The sequence below is a fragment of the Akkermansia sp. GGCC_0220 genome, assembly GCF_017566105.1.
Lineage (GTDB): Bacteria > Verrucomicrobiota > Verrucomicrobiia > Verrucomicrobiales > Akkermansiaceae > Akkermansia > Akkermansia massiliensis.
In genome coordinates this window covers 82,723-100,441 of record NZ_JABFCI010000008.1, presented here as the reverse complement: position 1 = coordinate 100,441, position 17,719 = coordinate 82,723, and the positions used below count along the sequence as shown (strand labels likewise).

Genomic DNA, 17,719 nt, shown 5'->3' with positions numbered 1-17,719 from the left:
GCAGAAAAAGAGGGCGCGTCAACCCGGTGAACGCAGATTGACGCGCAAAAAAGAGTTAGTGTCCCTTGCCGTATACGGCTTCAGCATCAAAAACGACGCCGCCGTCCGCTTCACGCAGCGTGACGGGTTCCCCCTGGGGCTGGGCCTTCAGCTCGTCGCCGAAGGGCACGGAACGGTAGAAGCAGGAGTGGTGCCCGGTGTGGCAGGCTCCGGCGCCGCACTGGTCCACCAGCACGATCAGGGCATCCTGGTCACAGTCAATCAGGATTTGCTTCACTTTCTGCACGTGGCCGCTGGTCGCGCCCTTGTGCCAGATTTCCTGGCGGCTGCGGGAGTAGTAAACGGCTTCCCCCAGCTCCATGGTCATGCGCAGGGATTCCGCGTTCATGTAGGCCAGCATCAGCGGTTCATGGGTAACGTGGTCCATGGCGAGGGCCGGAATCAGGCCGTTCTGGTCAAATTTGGGGGCGAATTCCACGCCTTTTTCCACATTCACCTTGCCGCGGTCGGCAAAGACAATCCGGGATGAGATGTCGTTTTGTTCCATAACCGGCCCCCTTAGTACATGAAATATCCGACATATACCAATCTTTTCTGTTGCCCTGACGCAACGAAATGTTTTCATAGGGAGCGTATGGCATTCACGGCATCCCAAGCGTTCGACCTGCTCCGCACCGCCTTCTCCCGCAACCGGCTTCCCCATGCCCTGCTCATTGTGGGAGACGAGCACCAGGGAGCCTCCCGCCTGATCCTTCAATTGCTGGAGCTGATGAACGGCATCCGGGCGGACCACCTGGACGGCGTGCGGGACGAGTATTGCCGCCTGGTGCGCCCCAAGTCCAAGTCGCGCCGCATCCTGCGGGATGACATCCGCGCGGTGGAACCTTTCCTCCAGCAGCGCGCGGCGGAGGGAAAATGGAAGATAGCCGTGTTCATGGATGCGGAGCGCATGAATGACGAGGCCGCCAACGCCTTCCTGAAAACCCTGGAGGAGCCGCCCAGCCAGTGCCTGCTCATTCTGTCCACCTCCCAGCCGGACCAGCTTCTCCAGACCATTATTTCCCGTTGCGTGCGCGTCAACCTGCTGCAATCCGCGGAGTTCAGGCTCACCCCCATCCAGGAGGCCCTGCTGCCCCACTGGCTGGAGACCTGCCGCAATCTGGACAATGACCTGGCCGCGCTGGCCTTCCGCAGCAAGTTCGTGGACGTCATGACGGAGGCCAAGGCCGCCATCACCAAAAACCTGAACCAGGCCCTGAAGGATGAAGCGAAGGAAGCCGCCCAGGGCACGGATACCTCCGACTGGGAGTCCCGCAACAAGGACGCGAACACCGCCCAGATAGAGACGGAATACCTGGAACAGCGCAACCAGGCCCTGGAATTGCTCATCAGCTGGTTCGGCCAGGCGGCCCTGATCGCCTCCGGCGCTCCGGAGGTCACGCCGATTCATCCGGAGGTGCGCACGCTGTCCGCACAGATGCCCGTGAACGAATTGCTGAAGCGCATGGAAGCCCTCAACAGGCTCCGCGACGATTTGAATTTCAACATTCATGAAGCCCTGGCGCTGGACGTCCACCTGCTGGCCGCCGTCGGGTCTTCCTGAATGAAGACTCCCTCACCTCCCCTACCCCATTATGACCTACTACTCCCGTCTGCTGTTGTCAGCCGCCGTCTTCCTCGGCTGTTCGCCCGCCGTCCGCGCCGTCACCCCGGAAGAAGGGAGGCGCATCTACCTGGAAGCAAAGGAAGGGAATGCGGAATCCCAGTACCGTCTGGGCCTCTGCTTCCTGAAAGGAGACGGCGTCAAGCGCAGTCCCTCCCAGGCCAAATTCTGGTTTTCCAAGGCGGCCAGGCAGGGGCACCGCACGGCGGAACGCTCCCTGCGCCTGATTCCCAAAAAGGCTCCGCTGCCCGTGGACCCTTCCGCCGACCGCGCCACCCGGGAGAAGAAGGGGCTGGAATTGTATGAATACCTGTACAAGCTGAAGGATTACAGGCCCGCTCGGGAGAGCACAACCACCTCTGTCACCATCAACGGCAAGAGGAAGTATGACAAGCTGCCGGAAGAGGGAACAAAGCCGGAGCTTTCCAAAGTCAGCGCTTTCATCCGCGCCGGGGCGGACGTGAATTACCAGGGGGAGGGCATCAGGGGGGATAATTCCTGCGCGCTGGCCCTGGCGCTGGACATGCAGTTTTTTGAATTGGCGGACCTCCTGATTGCCAACGGGGCGGACGTCAATCTGGAAATAGGCCGGTCCGACGAGTATAAAAACGCCTCTTCCTCCCTTCTTTCCAGGCATTATTTCAATCCCAGAGCTCCGCAGGCAGCCTATCTGCTGGAGCACGGGGCGGACCCGGATTACGTGTGCAACGACGGCAAAACCCTGCTGATTTCCGCCGCCAGGTACGGGAATGAGGAGAGTATCAGGTTCCTGCTGGAAAACGGTGCGGACCCCAATAAACCCAACGGCAAGCCGCGGCTAGGCCATTACAAGCCGGCCAATTCGGAAACAGCCCTGTGGGTGCTCGCGGACGTTTCCGGCCTTCAGGAAAATTCCATAAACGCCGCCGCCAAATTGTTGATTGAGCACAAGGCGGACGTGAATTTCCGCGCCAGGGGCGGGGCCACTCCCCTGGACCGCGCCATCGCCACCGGAAAGAGCAGCCTGGCGCGCATCCTGAAAGAAGCGGGGGCCAAAACCTCCAGGGAATTAGACGGCAAGTAAGGCGCGGAAGCTCAGCCTTTTTCCCCTCCCTGCCGGAGTCGGGAGAGGATGACTTCCTCATAGGCGCGGAATTTCTGCTCATACGTCAGCCGCGCCGCCGCCGGGCTGGTGGAGGGCATCTGGATGATGGCAGGGGTTTCCCGGAGGAATAGTTCCGGAAAATACCGCTTGAGGTATTTATGGGAGGCGGTGCCGTTGCAGCAGACGGTGCCGATGCCGGGGAAACATTCCAGCAGGGCGGCAATGTCATTGGGCTGTTCCTGGGAGATGTGCTGGTCCAGGCTGCCGGGCCTGACGCCGGAGGCCACCACGTCCCACAGCCCCACCCCGCCCCGGTTGAGCAGGGACAGGCGTTCCCCATACGGCAAGGAGGGGTCAAAACCCAGCAGGGTTCCCATGATGTTCCAGAAGGCGTTGCGGGGATGGGCGTAATACTGGGCCTGCCGCAGGGATTCGTCTCCCGGCAGGGAGCCGAGCACCAGCACGGAGCATTCCGGCGTGACGGAGGGAGGGAAGGAGCATTTCTTCACGGCGGGAGGAGGTCAGGGGTTCTGCATGCCGGAGTATCTGCGCACCTCCTTGATACCCACCTCCTGCCGGAGCAGGGAGGAGAGCCACGGATGGCTTCCCACCGCGGGGGCCAGATTGAACCGCTCCGGCCTGGTGATGCGCGTGAAGATGACGCGCCTGATTTGGGATTTGGGCACTGTCTTGGCTCCGTAGCCGTCCGGCATGTTGGAGGACCAGAAGGTGACCGTGTCCCCGCCGTCCTTCACCAGAACGGTCAGGTGTCCGGATTCCCGGCGGCCGATGTGGTCCGTCCAGAATATTTTCATGAAGTCTCCGGGACGGGCCTTCCGCCAGTCTTCAAAGTTGACGCCGGCTCCCAGCCTGTGCACCAGCACGGCCAGGCCGGGACCGTTGGCGTTCGCCCAGCCCCACGGCCCTTCGCCGTCATGCTGGCCCAGGCGGGGAATGAGGGCCAGCCAAGCACGCTCGGAAATAACGGGCTGCGGCTGGGCGGCGTCCCATAATTGCAGGGATTTTAAAAGGAGCAGGTAGCAGGCGGAGGAGCAGAAGGAAGGGGTGGCCTCCCGGAGAAGGAAGACGGGACGGCGCGTGCGGGGGTCCCAGCGGCAGGTTTTCTGCGCCAGGGCTTCCATGGCCTCCCTGTTGGTTTTGTAGCCTCCGCCAGTCCGGAATTGGGAAAGTCCGGCGCGCAGGGACTGGTACCATGCGGCCTCACCCGGAGTCATGGCCGCACCCCGGCCCGCGGGGGCGCGTTCCGCCGCCGTCACGGCTGCCGGCCACAGCAGCCCAAGGCAGCAAATCAATATCAGGGCATTCCTCATCCTTGTCCCACAGGGTATACGGGCGGCGAAAAATATCAAGGGCGGATTGCGCGCGCAACGCTGTACGGAAAGGGAAAAAGGCCATAGCCTTTTCCCCGGAATTCCTGTTGTTTTGTCTGGACTTATCGCAGAACGTCCCTTACTGTGCGTCAGGTCACGCGCCGGGTATGCGGAGCGGAGAGGCAACGCACCTTGGGCGGACCTTGTTTCCGGTATTTATTTTTAACCACCACGGACCACATAGAGGCATCATACCATGGCAAAACGCGAAGACATCCGCAAAATCCTCATCATCGGCTCAGGCCCCATCATCATCGGCCAGGCCTGCGAGTTCGACTACTCCGGCACCCAGGCCTGCAAGGCCCTGCGCGCTGAAGGCTACGACGTCGTTCTGGTGAACTCCAACCCCGCCACCATCATGACGGACCCCGGCATGGCGGACCACACCTACATTGAGCCCCTGACCGTGGACCGCATCACGGCCGTGATTGAAAAGGAACGCCCGGATGCCCTGCTGCCCAACCTCGGCGGCCAGACGGCCCTGAACCTGGCCTCCAAGCTGAATGAGGAAGGCATCCTGAAGCAGTACAACGTGGAAGTCATCGGCGTGGACCTGGAAGCCATCGCCCGCGGTGAAGACCGCATCATTTTCAAGGAAACCATGGACAAGATCGGCGTGCCGGTGGCCAAGTCCGAACCCGTCTATACCGTGGAGGAAGCGGAGAAGGTGGCCGCCGAGCTGGGCTACCCCGTCGTGCTCCGCCCCGCCTACACCATGGGCGGCACGGGCGGCGGCATCGTGTACAACGTGGAGGAACTGCGCCAGATCGTCCCTCGCGGCCTGGCCGCCTCCCTGATCAACCAGGTGCTGGTGGAGGAATGCGTGCTGGGCTGGGAAGAACTGGAACTGGAAGTCGTGCGCGACGCCAAGGGCCAGAAGATCACCGTCTGCTTTATTGAAAACGTGGACCCCATGGGCGTGCACACCGGGGACAGCTTCTGCGTGGCCCCCATGCTGACCGTTCCGCAGGACGTGCAGGACAGGCTTCAGGACTACTCCTACCGCATTCTGGACGCCATCGGCGTCACGGGCGGCACGAACGTGCAGTTCGCGCACAATCGGGAGGACAACCGCATCATCGTCATTGAAATCAATCCCCGCACGTCCCGCTCCTCCGCCCTGGCCTCCAAGGCCACTGGCTTCCCCATCGCCTCCGTATCCACCAAGCTGGCTTCCGGCATCACGATGGACGAGCTGCCCTACTGGCGCAAGGGTTCCCTGGAAAAATACGAGCCTTACGGCGACTACGTAGTCGTCAAATTCGCCCGCTGGGCCTTTGAAAAGTTCCCGAAGGCCTCCGACAAGCTGGGCACCCAGATGAAGGCCGTGGGTGAAGTGATGAGCATCGGCCAGAACTTCAAGGAAGCCTTCCAGAAGGCCGTGCGCTCCCTGGAAATCGGCCGCGCCGGCCTGGGCCGCGTGAAGAAGCTGGAAGCCCTCACTACGCCGGAACTGCGTGAAAAGATCACGTACGGCAACAGCGAACGCTTCTTCCAGATTTACGAACTCCTGCGCCGCGGCGTGACCGTGGAGGAAATCGTGAAGCTGACCCGCATCACTCCCTACTTCATTGAACAAATGAAGGAGCTTGCGGACTTTGACTTCTCCCTGGACGGGCAGGCCTGGAATTCCCTTCCCGCGGAAACCCTGCGCCAGGCCAAGAAGATGGGCTTCTCCGACAAATACCTGGCCCAGATTTTCGACGTGCCTGAAAAGGCCGTCCGCACCCGCCGCCAGGAAAACGGCATCACGGCCACCTACCGCATCGTGCCCGTCAGCGGCGTAGAACACGCGGAATACTACTATTCCACCTACAGCGGCGCGAAGGATGAAGTGCCCGTGAACGACAAGAAGAAGATCATGATCCTGGGCGGCGGTCCCAACCGCATCGGCCAGGGCATCGAGTTCGACTACACCTGCGTGCACGCCGCCTTCACCCTGCGGGACAACGGGTATGAATCCATCATGGTGAACTGCAACCCGGAAACGGTCTCCACGGACTTTGACACGGCCAACAAGCTGTACTTTGAACCCGTGACCGTGGAAGACGTGCTGGCTATTTACGAGAAGGAAAAGCCGGAAGGCGTCATCGTCCAGTTCGGCGGCCAGACCCCGCTCAACATCGCCCAGGCCCTCAAGGACGCCGGCGTGAAGATCATGGGCACCCAGCCGGAAGGCATCCGCCTGGCGGAAGACCGAGAATATTTCCGCGAACGCATGATCGCCCTGAACATCCGCCAGCCGGAAAGCGGCACCGCCCGCTCCCTGGAAGAAGCCGTGGAACTGGGCCGCCGGATCGGCTACCCGGTGATGGTGCGCCCCTCCTTCGTGCTGGGCGGCCGAGGCATGGAAGTCATTTACGATGAAGAAAACCTGAAGCGCTACGGCGTGGAGGCCATCCAAGTCAGCCCGGAATACCCCATGCTGATCGACCGCTTCCTGGACAACGCCATTGAAGCGGAAGTGGACGCGCTGGCCGACGGCACGGATACCTTTGTAGCCACGGTCATGGAACACATTGAACTGGCGGGCATCCATTCCGGAGACTCCGCCTGCGCCATTCCTCCCGTGACGATCGCCCCCAAGCACGTCCGCACCATTGAGGAACACGCCGCCAAGATCGCCAAGGATTTCCAGGTGAAGGGCATCCTGAACGTGCAGTTCGCCATCTGCGATGACGAGGTGTACATCATTGAAGCCAACCCCCGCGCCTCCCGCACGGTGCCCATCGTCTCCAAGGTGACGGGCATTTCCATGGCGCGCCACGCCACGGAAATCATGCTGGGCAAGAAGCTCAAGGACCTGGGGCTGAAGCCGCGCGCCTGCCGCTTCATCGGCGTGAAGGAAGCCGTCTTCCCGTTCAACATGTTCCCGGAAGTGGACCCCGTCCTGGGACCGGAAATGCGCGCCACGGGTGAAGTCATGGGCATTGCGGACAACTTCGGCATGGCCTACTACAAGGCCCAGGAAGCCGCAGGCTGCATCCTGCCCACCTCCGGCAAGGTGCTCGTCACCGTTTCCGACCGCGACAAGAAGTTCATTGAATCCATCGCCCGGGACCTCATCTCCCTGGGCTTCAAGATCGTCTCCACCGGAGGCACCGCGGAATACCTGCGCAGCCAGGGCGTGGAAACGGAAGTGGTCAACAAGCTGCATGAAGGGCGCCCGAACCTGGGCGACATGATCACCAACAAGCAGATTGACCTGATCATCAATACTCCGGTGGACCGCACCAGCATGATTGACGACTCCTTCATCCGCATGCAGTCCATCCAGAAGAAGATTCCGTACATGACCACCATCGCCGCCGCCAGAGCCACGGTGGAGGGCATCCGTTCCGCCCAGCATGTGAAGGTATCCCCCCGCTCCCTCCAGGAATATCATTCCTGAACGCGGATGGCTCCAGCCATTTAAAAGGAATGCCCCGCATGCGTCTCCTGCATGCGGGGCATTTAATTATCCGTCCGGGCCGGAGGAGGGATGTGAAATTCAACCAGCGCCTGTTTCCGGCCCCTTTTCAGCCACACCGCCTCCGGAGAATCACGCTTCCGCTATTTCCGCACAGATCAGCGTGGCGTTATCCTGGTTGGGCGCGCCGTCACGGTTGATGCCTTCCAGCACGGACCGCACCAATTCCTCCGCGGACAGCATGGACAAGTACCGCATCCCCGCCGGGCCCAGGGAGTCCAGATAAGGCCCCACTCCGTCGCTGGCGACCAGAAGGCGGTCCCCGGGAACCAGAGGGAAGCACTCTTCCCGCAGATCCACCAAAGGCACTTCCCTCCCCATCAGGGCGGAGGTCAGGGAATGGCGGGAAGGATGGCTCAAGGCCTCCTCCCGGCTGATGGAACCTTCATCCGCCATGCGTTCCAGCTCCGCGGAATACTGGTGCAGGTCGTTAAGCAGAAACATTTTTTCCTCCCGGATGAGCAGCAGAAGGGAATCTCCCACGCTGACCCAGCGCAGCCCTTCCGGCCCTATCCAGGCCGCTACCAGCGTCGTCCCCATCTCGTCATCCTTCCCCCTCTTCTTCCGGACCGTACGCACCTGTTCATTGGCGGCGGTCACTGCGTCTTTCATCCTCTTGCCGGGAGACCGGTTTTCCCGCTCAAACGCCTGGGAAAAACCTTCTATAGCCGCGCGGCTGGCCAGCTCCCCTCCGGTATAGCCCCCCATGCCGTCCGCCAGGACCAGCACCAGGGCGTCATCCCCGGCCAGGATGGAAAAGGAATCCTGCTGATTGCTGCGGGCGCCCAGAATCTGGTCCCCATGCAATCCGGAAACCATAAAAGGTTCTTGGGAAAAAGGCTGCTGCGTCATGGCGGTGAGCTATCATAGCACGGCAGGCCCGCCGGGATAAAGCAAGAATAACGTGAGAGAAGAAGCCATGTCTGCATCCCGGGATGATTTTTCCGGAGTCGGAAAAGCAAATATCAATGCGGGGCCGTAGAAATCCGGACGACACGTATCGCGAAATCTCGTTCGTCAACGGGAAGAACAGGGAACTTTACATGGCTCCCAAAGCCCTGGATTACTCCCAGCTTCATGACCTTTTCTCCCGCTACGCGGCAGGGGAGAATCTTTCCCGCCTCAACAGGGAGTGGACTCTTGACGTGAACAAAACCCGCTATATTCCCACCATCATTGTTGTTCTGGCAATCATCGCCGTCCTTGCCGCCATCATCTTTCAATCCATGAACTGAAAGAAAGCTTTCCTTTTTTCATTGCCGGACATTTCCGGGATATTCCGGCAGAAGGGCCGTTGCGGTTCCGGGCTTTTGCCGGAAGAACATCGCACTGGATGGAGGCCAAGGAAACAACCGGCAAAGGAACGCGTGAACATCCTTTTCCGGATGCAGTGCATGAACGGTGCGTCCTCAGCAGGCCCCTAAATACACCACGGTTTCATTCGGAACCGTAACACGGCCTCCCGTTTCAAACCGGTCAAACAGCCCGTTAAGGGCGTCCAGCCAGGGGGAATGGCCCTCATCCTTTTCCGTCAGGGCATAGGAGGCGGACATCATGCGGCGGAGATACTGGTCCCGCGTATAGGACAAATCATTCGGAAAGCGGAATACCCGGAAGCGGTGGTCGAAAAACTCGCCGATTCTATCCGTCAAGTCGGCCAGGCCCCCGCTGAATCCATAAAAACGCGGGCAGTAAAGACGATGGATGTTCCCTTCCTCCCGGACAATGGGGCCGTCTTCCACCCTGGAATTCCAGATCAGGGCTATTCTGCCCTCCGCGGCCAGAATACGGCGGCATTCCCGCTTGAACGCAGCGGCGTTAAACCAGTGGAACGCCTGCGCCGCCGTTACCAGGTCCACGGAAGCGCCGGGAAGCAGGGTATGCTCCGCCGTTCCCGGCACGGAATGGAAGCGGTGGAAACCCTTCAGCACCTTCTCCGCCTCCCTCCGCATGTCATCGTTAGGCTCCACGCCGTACACGGTCCAGCCATGCTCCAGCATGGCGCGGGACAGGATGCCTGTTCCGGAACCTATATCCGCCATTCGGGGATTCTCCCGGCGGGTTTCCCGCGTCAGAAGCTCAACAACGGCGGCGGGATAACCGGGCCTGCCCTGAACGTAGGCCCCGGCTTTTCCGGTAAATCGGTCAGTATTATTCATCGGGCTTTGTGAGATGGTTTACTCCTTTTCTCCCGTTTTTCCAGCTTCAATGCTGTTCCCGGAGCATGAAAAACCGCCGCACCGCGGGATTTCAGGAAAAAGGCATAAGAGCCGCTCCCGCCGCCCGGCCCGTTGAAGGCAGCCGGGTGGAATACCTTTTCCTGCCGCTTCCTCATCCTCCCGGCAGACGGGCGGGATGCAGTCCCCACTGATGGCTTTACAAGTCTTTCACGAGCTTTTAGTATCCGGATCAGGCCCGCTTCTCCCGGATTGCGTCCTGATTACGGGAAAACGACCATCTGCGGGCTCCATTTTCCAGACTGCGCCGCCCATGTTCGGATATTACAGACTTGCCTCCGCCGTCCCCCAGCTCCGCGTGGCTGATGTGGATTACAACGTCGACCAGCTCATGGACGGATTCCGGAAGGCTGCGGAACAGAAAGCTGCTGCCGTCGTCTTTCCGGAGATGAGCATCACGGGCTACTCCTGCGGAGACCTCTTCTTCCAGCCGCGCCTGCGGGAGGCGGCCCTGGACGGCCTGCGCCGCTTTGCGGAAGCCACGGAAGGCTCAGGCACCATTGCCGTGGCGGGCCTGCCCTTCCTGCATGAAGATGCCCTGTACAACACGGCGGCGGTCATCCAGTCCGGCAGAGTGCTGGCACTGGTCCCCAAAACCGTGCTCCCCAACTACCGGGAATTCTACGAAAAGCGGCAGTTTACCTCCGGCAGGGAGCTGGGAACAGGGACGAAGGAGGCCAAAGTCAATGGGGCATATATTCCGTTCGGAACGGAAATCATCTTCCACGATGCAGCCTCCTCCTTCAGCTTCGGCGTGGAAATATGCGAAGACCTGTGGAGCGTCATTCCCCCCAGCTCCGGACTGGCCCTTCAGGGAGCCAGGGCCATATTCAACCCCTCCGCGGGAACGGAACTCACGGGCAAGGCCGCGTACAGGAGGGAACTGGTCAAGCAGCAGAGCGGCAGGTGCCTTTGCGCCTATGTCCTTTCCTCCGCAGGCGTGCATGAATCCACCACGGACACCGTATTCGGCGGCCATTCCCTCATTGCGGACAATGGCAGGCTGGCGGCGGAAGGCGAACGGTTCGGCAGGGAAAGCTCCCTCATCCTTGCGGACGTGGACTTTGAACGGCTGGCGGCGGCGCGCCTCTCCGAAAGCTCCTTCAATGACAGCAAATCCCTTTCTCTCACTGGAAATGCCCTTCATCTGACGCTGCCGGCGGAAGTTCCCGCCTCCCCCGGTCTGGAATACGCCTTTAATCCGGCGCGGCCATTTCTACCCTCCCCCGCACACCGCCCGGAACGGTGCGAAGAAATCATCGCCATCCAGACAGCGGGACTGGCTAAAAGAATGGAGCACACCGATGCACGGCGGCTTGTCATCGGCATCTCCGGCGGTCTGGACTCCACGCTGGCCCTGCTTATTTGCGAGCGCGCCTGCCGGGCGTTGAAACGCCCCGCCTCCGACATTCTGGCCGTCACGATGCCGGGCTTCGGCACCACGGACAGAACCCACGACAATGCCTTAACCATGTGCCGCCTTCTGGGCGCGGAACTCCGGGAAATCCCCATTTCCGAATGCTGCCTCCGGCACTTCGGCGACATCGGGCACGACCCCGCCGAACGCACCACTACCTATGAAAACGTCCAGGCCCGCGAACGCACGCAAATCCTGATGGACCTGGCCAACAAAACCGGGGGGCTGGTCGTGGGAACGGGAGACCTGTCGGAAATCGCCCTGGGATGGAGCACCTACAATGGAGACCACATGTCCATGTACGCGGTCAACTGCTCCATTCCGAAGACGCTGATACGGTGCCTCATTGAACACATCGCCGGAGAATCGTCCCCGGAACTGGCCGCCACCCTCGCGGACATCAACAATACCCCCGTCAGCCCGGAACTTCTGCCTCCGTCAGGCGACGGCTCCATTGAACAACGTACGGAAGACGTGCTGGGGCCTTACGACCTGCACGATTTTTTCCTCTTCCACTTCATCAAATACGGGGCAGAGCCGGACAAAATCCTGTATCTGGCGGAGCACGCCTTCCGCGGCGAATTCCAGCCGGACTTCATCCGCCGCTGCCTGGGCATCTTCATCCGCCGCTTCTTCCGGCAGCAATTCAAGCGCAGCTGCATGCCGGACGGCCCCAAGGTAGGCACCATTGCCCTTTCTCCGCGAGGAGACTGGCGCATGCCTTCCGACGCCTGCGGAACAGTGTGGGAAAAAGATATTTCCCACCGTTGAACCCTTCCGGAGGGCTGCTGCACGCTGACCTTCTCCGGCGCCCCGGCATGAATTGCCCTACAGGGAAGCTCAATGCCCGGGAGCCAGTTTCAAGCCGATGATGCCTATCAGCAGGAAGGTGGCCGCCAGCATGCGCCAGACATTGGAGGAATCCCCGAACCACAGGATGCCCACCAGAAACGTTCCCAGCGCGCCGATGCCCGTCCACACCGCATAAGCGGTGCCGATGGGAATGCTGCGCTGGGCCAGCCACAGAAGAAAACCGCTCAGGGCCATGCTGAGCACGGAACAGGCGATGCAGGCGGCAAATCTGCCGGAACCCGTGCCGGGCGCCTGGGAAAGCTTGAAACCCAGAGGCCATCCGATCTCACAGAGACCGGCCAACACCAGATAAATCCAGGACATATATTGAAATGGGGAATCATCTTCCGTCCACCGGCCTTCCCGAATGGGAAGAGCTCCAAGGGCAACGGATGCCTTGCAGGGTAACTGCGTTCTCCCCGGAATCAAGCCGACAAACCATCCGCACCCTGTCATACATCAAATGGATATTCCTATGAGAAAACGAGAGATTTCGATATATGTAAACGACATTCTTTAATTCTCTTTCATTCTTTTTGAGGGTGGACGCAGGCATTTTCCTATCAAGTTCTCTACAATAATACCACAAGACATGGCTATACTCTGAAATCTTCCAACTAATGGTCCTAATGATTAACAACCGGAGAGAGATACCATCATCATAAATACAATGCCATTGAAAGCATTAAACTATATTTGAACGAACAGCATGGTGCAGGTAAAACCTGCACCATGCTCACTCGTCGGCTATCAAAAGCCCACATATATTTCAATCCTCGAATTCATGAAGAATTCGACAGAGAAGAAAATATCCGACAAAATCTTTTTTGTTACGTCCTTTATATGAGGGTTATTGAATGAACCACTAGATCATGAAAACCTCTGATACCCATCCAGGCTTTGATATTAAACAATAATTTGAACTACTGTATGGCAAATTCAAACTAGCCACTACCTTAAAATAGAGGATGAAATAATCCATCCTCCCCATAAAACTTATTTAGCCACGGGGGGTTTCTTGCCGGAAGGCAGCCCCGTATCCTTTCCGTCGGTCAGCCACTCAATCGTAATGGGAACAAACTTCAGCTTCTTGATATTCGGCTGGTTTTCCTCATAAAGCACCCCCACGACACCGGGTTCCACCATGGCGAGGCTGGAATAGGCAAAACCTCCTTCTCCCAACAGTTTTTTCACCGGCCAGGTTTTGCCGTTGTCATAGCTCATCGCCACCTGCCCCTTGATGCGCCGTCCGGCACTGGGGCCGGAAAACAGGAGGCGGCTCTTGCCGCCAAAGGCAGGCTGGTCCGTCAGAGAATAAGTCATCAGGGAATTCTGCGTGCTGTCGCAAAACAATTCCGGAGCATCTTCCACTTCACCCCATGTCGCGCCGCCGTCCTGTGACCACACGATGCGGCGGCAATTGCCTCCGCCCCAGTGGCGGGCGACCATGACCACGCCTCCGTTATCAGTCTCCGCGATGGACGTTTCATTCACCAGGCCCTTCATATTGGCGGTCGGCTGGCCCTGCTTCCAGCTTTTGCCGCCGTCATCACTGTAAATGCAGGAAATCACCCATTTGCCGAACGGCCCTTCATTCATCGGAATCACCAGGCGCCCTTTGTGGGGGCCGCTCTTCAACTGGGTTCCCGCATTCGGGCCGGAAGCCATGATGTCCACGCCGGTGGGGCGCTTGGTCGTCTTCGTGATATCCTCCGGCTTCGTCCAGGAGGAACCGCCATTCCTGCTCTGGATCATGAAATTGCGGATGCACTTCTCGTCATCCCAACCCTGGGGAATATTGGGCTGCCGTTCCTTGACTCCTGCGGGATAACGCTGGAATACGACGGTTACGGTCCTGGTCTTGGCATCATAAACCGGGCACGGATTATTAAAGGTGGCCCCATGCGACTTGGCGATCGCCCGGGGGCGTGACCAGGTTTTTCCGCCATTCTTGCTGACGCTCATGATAATGTCGTTCTCCCCCTGATCGGTATTCTTATACCGGCCTTCGGCAAACGCCAGAAGCTGCCCCTTCCCGATATTGAGCAAGGCGGGAATGCGGATGGACGCATAAGGGTTCCCTTCCCCGGCGCTGAATACGGTCACCGCCTTGTCCGTGGGAAAATCCGTCTTCTCTCCCTGCCCGAAGGCGGGCAGAACTGCGGCGCACACCGCACCCATCAAAAACTTGAACATGGTATTCATCATTACTGGACTTTATCTTGTTCCGAAGGGCTCTACAACCGCAATCCATGCCGTACCATCCTAAGACCAGAGCAGAAACTCTGACTCTCTCCAAAGGAATGGATAAACCATGCTGAAGGAGTGAGAAACCAAAAAAATCTGGCAGTCACATGAAAATCTACCTGGACTTCGTCTTGTTCATCCCATTCCGGGAATCCAGGGGATAGTCGAAAAACGGACACCAATTGTCCATGCGGTAAACGACGTCCTGAATCCGGGTCTTCACCTTCTCGCCCTGGGAATCCCGGAGGCATCCGCGCGCCCCGGTGCGCGGGCCGGAAGGAAGCTTCTCCTTCAAGGTCATTCCGTACCGGAGATGACAGCCGGAAGGGTCGGACGACATTATGATGCGGACGGCGTCTCTGCCGTTCAGCGTGACGGACTTGATCTCCAGAGGTTCGCCCAGCCCGTTCACCAGGGAAAAGCCGTAATTGCCCGGATCAAGGATCGTCTTGGTATCCAGCGCCAGCGGAGGCACAGGCACGAAAAACTTCACGTCTACCGTCCAATCCTGCCCCTTCCTGCCAACTGCATGGGCGACAGGATGGATGGGCTTCCAATGCACGCCCTCCACCAGCACCTTGTACATGACGTATCCGGCATACTCCCCGTAAAGCCGGGACATGGGAGCGGTCAAATGCACCCCGTCGCTATAGGAAAAATGGTACATGGGCGTAGTCATGATGTACCGGCTGTCCTTTTCCAGAGCCAAATCCAGCTGGGCCACGGCAATCGCGGGATAATCCGTCGGATTCTGGGCAAAATAATTGAGATGGGAGGCAACCTGGTATCCAAAGCACAGCACGTCATTCTTTTGTCCGGTAACGGCCTTGGCGTCCGCGTTAATATCCTGAATCAGCGCGCGCATCTTCTCCTTGTACCATTCCCCGGTTTTCCTGTCCTGCTGGTCGGTTTCCCCCTGCGTCCACAGGAAACAAGGCATGGAAAATGACTTGCCGGCCTTGGAGGCGAGCTCGCGCCCCGCTGTCAAATCATCCAGAATACGCTGATAGGGGGCGTTGCCTTTGGAAAGAACACCGATGCTGACACCTCCCACGCCGTCGGCAGAGCACAGGAAGCGGGCTTTGGATGCCTTACCGGAGGCGCGCTTCTTCAGCAGGCGCATGAAATTCCCGGCAGCGCCTGAAACGGGCGTCTCTCCCCTGGCGCCGTCCGGAGAAATGCCTTCTACCAGGGGAATCACGGCGCTCCGGTCATTGCTGCCCTCAAAAGGACGAACACCGCCCTTGAACATCAAATTGCCGTTCTTCTGCTCCGTCGTCACCACCGGCTTGGCCGTCCATCCTACGGAAAGCGACTGTCCGTAGGACGGCAAGTAATTCCAGTCCGTTAAAACGGGTTTCTCCGCCAAACCATAAGGACTGCCAGCCATCAACAGGCAAAAAAGAACTCCGGTACTAAAACATGTGCTTACCTTCATGACAATACGCTGAATCATGGTCATGTACGGTCCGGTACCTATCGAAAATTCAACATGCTGAAGAAAATAACCGGGGAATGAATGAAACTTCCTCCTGCCCAAAAACACTACACATGAAAATGTTGAATATCATTCAACAGACATGACGCCCGTAGCTGCCCCATTGATGAACATGGAAATTCCGGGCAACCATCCGTTTTACCATGATGATTTCTCTCCCATGGATTCTCCCGGAAAATAACGCCTTTTTGCAACCTGGTCCATCCGGGAAACTGTGGACCGTTAATAAGATTCAGCCCATTCAACCATACCTGGACCTCTAAAACCCCTCTTCTTCACCGTGAAGACAAGCAAGCTAATCAATGACCAGTTTTTTCAGGACTTCCTTATCTTCATCCAGCACTACCGTTCTGGATGCATGTTCATAGCATTGGCGGGAATACTTGCGGGCTTCCTCCTTGAACTGCCCGTTATCCAGGCCATGCAATGCGGCAAAAGCCTTCAACAACTTGATGTCAATCGCCATAATCCCTCCTTCGTCGCGCAGAATAGGGCTGAAAATATCCGAAAACAAATTGGAGACGGTCAACGGAGGAACCCATATCCTCTCGTGCTTCACGCCGGGACGGCGTTCTTCCTGGGCATACTTCGTCAGCAGCCGCACGCCCCGGTTAATAATATCAATACCCGTTCCGTAATCATTGACGGCCGCAGACAGGGCCCTGGCAGCAATCTCGGCAAGCACGCACAATCCAAACCTGGGGTCCTGTTCAAAATTGCGCTCATGGCCGATGATAAACGCTCCAAGCAAATCACGCCGGGTTTCATTTGACACAGGCTTGTCAGCATAAACCAGAACCGAGGTAACGGACACGAAATCCCCCGGGAGCGAGACGACGTAAAGATCAAGATCTCTATCCCTGGAAAGATGGTCCAGCTTTTCAATATCAATATATTGAATATTGCCTGTCTGATCACTCCTGACGGGAACGGCATTTTCCGGAATATCAAGCTCCCTGTCAACCAGGGGATTGGCCCCCAGATAGGGCTCCCGGGCGCGTTCCAGCAATGCTCTCTCCGTTACTCCCTCCACCAGCTCCGAAGTCTCTCCCACCCGGCCAAGCCTGGACAAATGCTCAATCCACCGGATGAGCGTAACCAGAATAATGGCAATCACCCCCAGGGTGACAACAAACAGCACCACCCTTCCCCGCTGGTCATACATGCCGGAATTCAGGAAAATAATCGCAATCAGACTGAAAATGAAGGAACCGATGAACGTGGAAAGAGCATTCTGGGCTGTGGAATCCTCCATCAGCAGTTTCGTGGCCCTGGGCGTTACGCTCGACGTCGCCGCCGCATAAGCGGAAACAACCGTGGTTAAGGAAAAAGTCGTAACCGCCAGCATGCTTGAAGCCAGGATATTCAAAATCGTATCGACCGTATCGGCCCCGATCTTTTGGAAAATATCAAACGGAACAAACTCGCCCAGGTAAATGGAGGCAATAGCCGTAACAATAGCCAGCAGCGCAAAATAGGTAGCCTTGACCCAAAGAAGCTTGTTAGCCCTCAAAAACAATAACCTGATTTGAAAAATGAAGGACCCTTTCATCAGAAGCTGGAATTGGAAAAACGGTTGGAGGCTACTCTCCTGTTAAAACAGTATCGAAGCCTCTCCGTTCAAGAATAAGACTCTTAAAGGAGGGTGAGAAGCCGATCATTTCTATAACTTTAATGCCTCTCGAAGTAGAAACCTGCACCCGGGAAACCGCAGGAAATGGTTTCTGAAACTGGAAAAGGAGTTCGCTCAAGTCAAGCAACTCAAAACAGCTCCCATCCTTCCGAAAAGAGCGACTTTGCTTCAAGGAATGGCTGTGGAAAGCAAGGTTCCCGGCTGTGCCGGACTCTCTCTGTGCGGGCA

General features: G+C 58.2%; 14 protein-coding genes. 5 read left to right on the top strand and 9 right to left on the bottom strand.

The window, feature by feature from the left end:
- Positions 1-55: 55 nt before the first annotated feature.
- On the bottom strand, positions 56-547 hold the full coding sequence (gene hisI, locus HJW02_RS07660) for a phosphoribosyl-AMP cyclohydrolase (RefSeq protein ID WP_102722157.1): 492 nt from the start codon (positions 545-547) through the stop codon (positions 56-58).
- 87 nt (positions 548-634) lie between these two features.
- Between hisI and HJW02_RS07655 the strand changes: the two genes are divergently transcribed.
- Together HJW02_RS07655 and HJW02_RS07650 are read left to right on the top strand one after the other, a co-directional pair.
- Positions 635-1,603 carry a hypothetical protein gene (locus tag HJW02_RS07655; RefSeq protein ID WP_180970912.1) on the top strand — a complete coding sequence of 323 codons (969 nt, stop codon included), beginning with the start codon at positions 635-637 and terminating at the stop codon, positions 1,601-1,603.
- Between the two features lie 31 nt (positions 1,604-1,634).
- Positions 1,635-2,726, top strand: coding sequence for an ankyrin repeat domain-containing protein (locus HJW02_RS07650; protein WP_102722155.1), 1,092 nt, complete (start codon positions 1,635-1,637; stop codon positions 2,724-2,726).
- A gap of 11 nt (positions 2,727-2,737) precedes the next feature.
- On the opposite strand, the gene HJW02_RS07645 is transcribed toward HJW02_RS07650, so the two are convergent.
- Entirely contained in the window at positions 2,738-3,256 is a 519-nt protein-coding gene (locus HJW02_RS07645) for a DNA-deoxyinosine glycosylase (RefSeq protein ID WP_102722154.1), read from the bottom strand.
- A 12-nt stretch (positions 3,257-3,268) separates the two neighbouring features.
- On the bottom strand, positions 3,269-4,078 hold the full coding sequence (locus tag HJW02_RS07640; RefSeq protein ID WP_102733088.1) for a hypothetical protein: 810 nt from the start codon (positions 4,076-4,078) through the stop codon (positions 3,269-3,271).
- Positions 4,079-4,334: 256 nt separating this feature from the next.
- On the opposite strand from HJW02_RS07640, the gene carB reads away from it, so the two are divergent.
- Positions 4,335-7,529, top strand: coding sequence for a carbamoyl-phosphate synthase large subunit (gene carB, locus HJW02_RS07635; protein ID WP_102722151.1), 3,195 nt, complete (start codon positions 4,335-4,337; stop codon positions 7,527-7,529).
- A gap of 150 nt (positions 7,530-7,679) precedes the next feature.
- Here the strand turns inward: carB and HJW02_RS07630 are convergent, their stop codons facing one another.
- Positions 7,680-8,426: a protein phosphatase 2C domain-containing protein gene (locus tag HJW02_RS07630; RefSeq protein ID WP_180970914.1), complete on the bottom strand. Its 747-nt coding sequence runs from the start codon at positions 8,424-8,426 to the stop codon at positions 7,680-7,682.
- Between the two features lie 224 nt (positions 8,427-8,650).
- Here HJW02_RS07630 and HJW02_RS07625 point away from each other — a divergent pair, with 224 nt between their 5' ends.
- Positions 8,651-8,842 (top strand): hypothetical protein, encoded by a 192-nt coding sequence (locus tag HJW02_RS07625; protein ID WP_146018113.1) that lies wholly within the window; start codon positions 8,651-8,653, stop codon positions 8,840-8,842.
- A 174-nt stretch (positions 8,843-9,016) separates the two neighbouring features.
- Here HJW02_RS07625 and HJW02_RS07620 read toward each other — a convergent pair whose 3' ends face one another.
- Entirely contained in the window at positions 9,017-9,766 is a 750-nt protein-coding gene (locus tag HJW02_RS07620) for a class I SAM-dependent methyltransferase (protein ID WP_102722148.1), read from the bottom strand.
- Between the two features lie 331 nt (positions 9,767-10,097).
- Here HJW02_RS07620 and HJW02_RS07615 point away from each other — a divergent pair, with 331 nt between their 5' ends.
- Positions 10,098-12,032: an NAD(+) synthase gene (locus tag HJW02_RS07615; RefSeq protein WP_102722147.1), complete on the top strand. Its 1,935-nt coding sequence runs from the start codon at positions 10,098-10,100 to the stop codon at positions 12,030-12,032.
- Positions 12,033-12,101: 69 nt separating this feature from the next.
- Here HJW02_RS07615 and HJW02_RS07610 read toward each other — a convergent pair whose 3' ends face one another.
- The 4 genes from HJW02_RS07610 to HJW02_RS07595 form a co-directional block, all read right to left on the bottom strand.
- Positions 12,102-12,437, bottom strand: coding sequence for a multidrug efflux SMR transporter (locus HJW02_RS07610; RefSeq protein ID WP_102722146.1), 336 nt, complete (start codon positions 12,435-12,437; stop codon positions 12,102-12,104).
- A gap of 672 nt (positions 12,438-13,109) precedes the next feature.
- Positions 13,110-14,309, bottom strand: a complete 1,200-nt coding sequence (locus HJW02_RS07605) for a sialidase family protein (RefSeq protein ID WP_180970915.1) — start codon at positions 14,307-14,309, stop codon at positions 13,110-13,112.
- A 166-nt stretch (positions 14,310-14,475) separates the two neighbouring features.
- The gene (locus HJW02_RS07600; RefSeq protein WP_180970916.1) at positions 14,476-15,693 is read right to left on the bottom strand and encodes a sialate O-acetylesterase; all 1,218 of its coding nucleotides are present in this window, start codon (positions 15,691-15,693) and stop codon (positions 14,476-14,478) included.
- Positions 15,694-16,153: 460 nt separating this feature from the next.
- Positions 16,154-17,371 (bottom strand): DUF2254 domain-containing protein, encoded by a 1,218-nt coding sequence (locus tag HJW02_RS07595; RefSeq protein WP_180970917.1) that lies wholly within the window; start codon positions 17,369-17,371, stop codon positions 16,154-16,156.
- Between the last annotated feature and the right edge of the window lie 348 nt (positions 17,372-17,719).